This is a genomic window from Bradyrhizobium sp. (genome assembly GCF_049581145.1).
Taxonomy (GTDB): Bacteria; Pseudomonadota; Alphaproteobacteria; order Rhizobiales; family Xanthobacteraceae; genus Bradyrhizobium.
Map to the genome: position 1 here is coordinate 1 of NZ_JBAURI010000209.1, position 3281 is coordinate 3281.

The following is a 3281-nucleotide window of genomic DNA, read 5'->3' on the forward strand; positions in this document are numbered from 1 at the left end:
GCGGAGCTGCTCGATGCATCCAATAACAGGGGGAACGCCGTAAAGAAGCGCGAAGACGTTCACCGGATGGCGGAAGCCAACCGCGCCTTCTCGCACTATCGCTGGTGAACCGGCGAAACGAACGGAATTCAAAGGAATAACCCCATGCCCCGCCAACATGCCATCGAGGACTACCGTAACTTCGGTATCATGGCGCATATCGACGCCGGCAAGACCACGACCACCGAGCGCATCCTGTATTACACCGGCAAGAGCCACAAGATCGGCGAAGTGCACGAAGGTGCCGCGACGATGGACTGGATGGAGCAGGAGCAGGAGCGCGGCATCACCATCACGTCGGCCGCCACCACCGCGTTCTGGAACGGCAAGCGCCTGAACATCATCGACACCCCCGGCCACGTCGACTTCACCATCGAGGTCGAGCGTTCGCTGCGCGTGCTCGACGGCGCCGTCTGCGTGCTCGATTCCAATCAGGGCGTCGAGCCGCAGACCGAAACCGTCTGGCGCCAGGGCGACAAGTACCGGGTTCCGCGCATCGTCTTCGCCAACAAGATGGACAAGACCGGCGCCGACTTCTTCAAATGCCTCGCCGACATCGTCGACCGCCTCGGCGCCAAGCCGATCGCGATCCAGCTTCCGATCGGCGCCGAGAACAACTTCAAGGGTCTGGTCGACCTCGTGAAGATGAAGGGCATCATCTGGAACGACGAATCGCTCGGCGCGAAGTTCGACTATGTCGATATCCCCGACGATCTGGTCGAGCAGGCCAAGGAATATCGCGAGAAGATGGTGGAGGCCGCCGTCGAGCTCGACGATGACGCCCTGGCCGCCTTCCTCGACGGCAAGGAACCGGATGAAGCGACCTTGAAGCGCCTGATCCGCAAGGCGGTGCTGACCGGCGCGTTCTATCCGGTGCTGTGCGGCTCCGCGTTCAAGAACAAGGGCGTGCAGCCGCTGCTCGACGCCGTGGTCGACTATCTGCCGTCGCCGATCGACGTGCCCGCGATCAAGGGCATCGACGAGGATGGCAACGAAGTCGTGCGCAGGGCGGACGACAAGGAGCCCTTGGCGCTGCTGGCGTTCAAGATCATGGACGACCCGTTCGTCGGCACCATCACCTTCTGCCGGATCTATTCGGGCATCCTTGCGAGCGGCACCGGCGTCGTGAACTCGACCCGCGAGAAGAAAGAGCGCATCGGCCGCATGCTGCTGATGCATGCCAACAACCGCGAAGACATCAAGGAAGCCTATGCCGGCGACATCGTCGCCCTTGCCGGCCTGAAGGAAGCGCGCACCGGCGATACGCTGTGCGATCCGAACAAGCAGGTGATTCTGGAAAAGATGGAATTCCCGGAGCCGGTGATCGAAATCGCGATCGAGCCGAAGTCGAAGGCCGACCAGGAAAAGCTCGGTGTCGCGCTGGCCAAGCTCGCCGCCGAGGACCCGTCGTTCCGGGTGTCGACCGATCAGGAGTCCGGCCAGACCATCCTGAAGGGCATGGGCGAACTCCATCTCGACATCAAGGTCGACATCCTGAGGCGCACCTACAAGGTCGACGCCAATATCGGTGCGCCGCAGGTGGCCTTCCGCGAGCGCGTCACCAAGCGCGCCGAGGTGAAGTACACCCACAAGAAGCAGACCGGCGGCACCGGCCAGTTCGCGGAAGTCTCGATCGTGGTCGAGCCCAACGAGCCCGGCAAGGGTTATGAGTTCGAGTCCAAGATCGTCGGCGGCGCGGTGCCGAAGGAATACATCCCCGGCGTCGAAAAGGGCCTCAACAGCGTCATGAGTTCCGGCGTGGTCGCGGGCTTCCCGGTGGTCGACGTCAAGGTGCAACTCGTCGACGGCAAGTATCACGACGTAGACTCCTCGGCGCTGGCCTTCGAAATCGCATCGCGCGCGGCATTCCGCGAAGCGCTGCAGAAGGGCAAGTCGGTGCTGCTCGAGCCGATCATGAAGGTCGAGGTGGTGACGCCGGAAGACTACACCGGCTCCGTCATCGGCGATCTGAACTCGCGGCGCGGGCAGATCCAGGGTCAAGACATGCGCGGCAATGCCAACGTCATCAACGCGATGGTGCCGCTCATGAACATGTTCGGTTACGTGAATAACCTGCGCTCGATGAGCCAGGGGCGCGCAACCTTCACGATGCAGTTCGACCATTACGCGGAAGCGCCGGCGAACGTATCGGCGGAAGTCCAGAAGAAGTTTGCCTGATTGTCGTTGGCGGCAGCTAACGACTGAACGGAGAGTCAAATGGCCAAAGCAAAGTTTGAACGTAACAAGCCTCACTGCAACATCGGAACGATCGGTCACGTCGATCATGGCAAGACGTCGCTGACCGCGGCGATCACCAAGATCCTGGCCGAAACCGGCGGCGCGACGTTCACGGCGTACGACCAGATCGACAAGGCGCCGGAAGAGAAGGCGCGCGGCATCACGATCTCGACCGCGCATGTCGAGTACGAGACCAAGAACCGGCACTACGCCCATGTCGACTGTCCCGGCCACGCCGACTATGTGAAGAACATGATCACCGGCGCGGCGCAGATGGACGGCGCCATCCTGGTGGTGTCGGCGGCCGACGGCCCGATGCCGCAGACCCGCGAGCACATCCTGCTGGCGCGCCAGGTCGGCGTGCCGGCGCTGGTCGTGTTCCTCAACAAGTGCGACATGGTCGACGATCCGGAACTGCTCGAGCTGGTCGAGCTCGAGGTCCGCGAGCTGCTGTCGAAGTACGAATTCCCGGGCGACACCATTCCGATCGTCAAGGGTTCGGCGCTGGCCGCGCTCGAGGATTCCGACAAGAAGCTCGGCCACGACGCGATCCTCGAGCTGATGAAGCAGGTCGACGCCTACATTCCGCAGCCGGAGCGTCCGATCGACCAGCCGTTCCTGATGCCGGTGGAAGACGTGTTCTCGATCTCGGGCCGCGGCACGGTCGTCACCGGTCGTGTCGAGCGCGGTATCGTCAAGGTCGGCGAGGAAATCGAAATCGTCGGTCTGCGCGACACCCAGAAGACCATCGTCACGGGCGTCGAAATGTTCCGCAAGCTGCTCGATCAGGGCCAGGCCGGCGATAACATCGGCGCGCTGCTGCGCGGCACCAAGCGTGAGGAAGTCGAGCGCGGCCAGGTGCTGTGCAAGCCGGGTTCGGTCAAGCCGCACACCAAGTTCAAGGCTGAGGCCTACATCCTGACCAAGGAGGAGGGCGGTCGTCATACCCCGTTCTTCACCAACTACCGGCCGCAGTTCTACTTCCGCACCACCGACGTGACCGG

2 protein-coding genes and 1 pseudogene are annotated in these 3281 nt (G+C 62.7%); all 3 read left to right on the forward strand.

What is annotated here, in order from left to right; all coding sequences use genetic code 11:
• Window positions 1–108 (forward strand): annotated as a pseudogene (locus tag WCB02_RS07030) (30S ribosomal protein S7); the annotation flags it as partial.
• A gap of 36 nt (window positions 109–144) precedes the next feature.
• Window positions 145–2217, forward strand: a complete 2073-nt coding sequence (fusA, locus tag WCB02_RS07035) for an elongation factor G (RefSeq protein WP_423957112.1) — start codon at window positions 145–147, stop codon at window positions 2215–2217.
• 39 nt (window positions 2218–2256) lie between these two features.
• The coding region (tuf, locus tag WCB02_RS07040; protein WP_423957113.1) for an elongation factor Tu at window positions 2257–3281 on the forward strand (1025 nt) is incomplete at its 3' end.

What these genes read in the sequence shown, in the direction of transcription:
- fusA (WP_423957112.1), top strand. Translation starts at nt 145, where the DNA reads ATGCCCCGCCAACATGCCATCGAGGACTACCGTAACTTCGGTATCATG.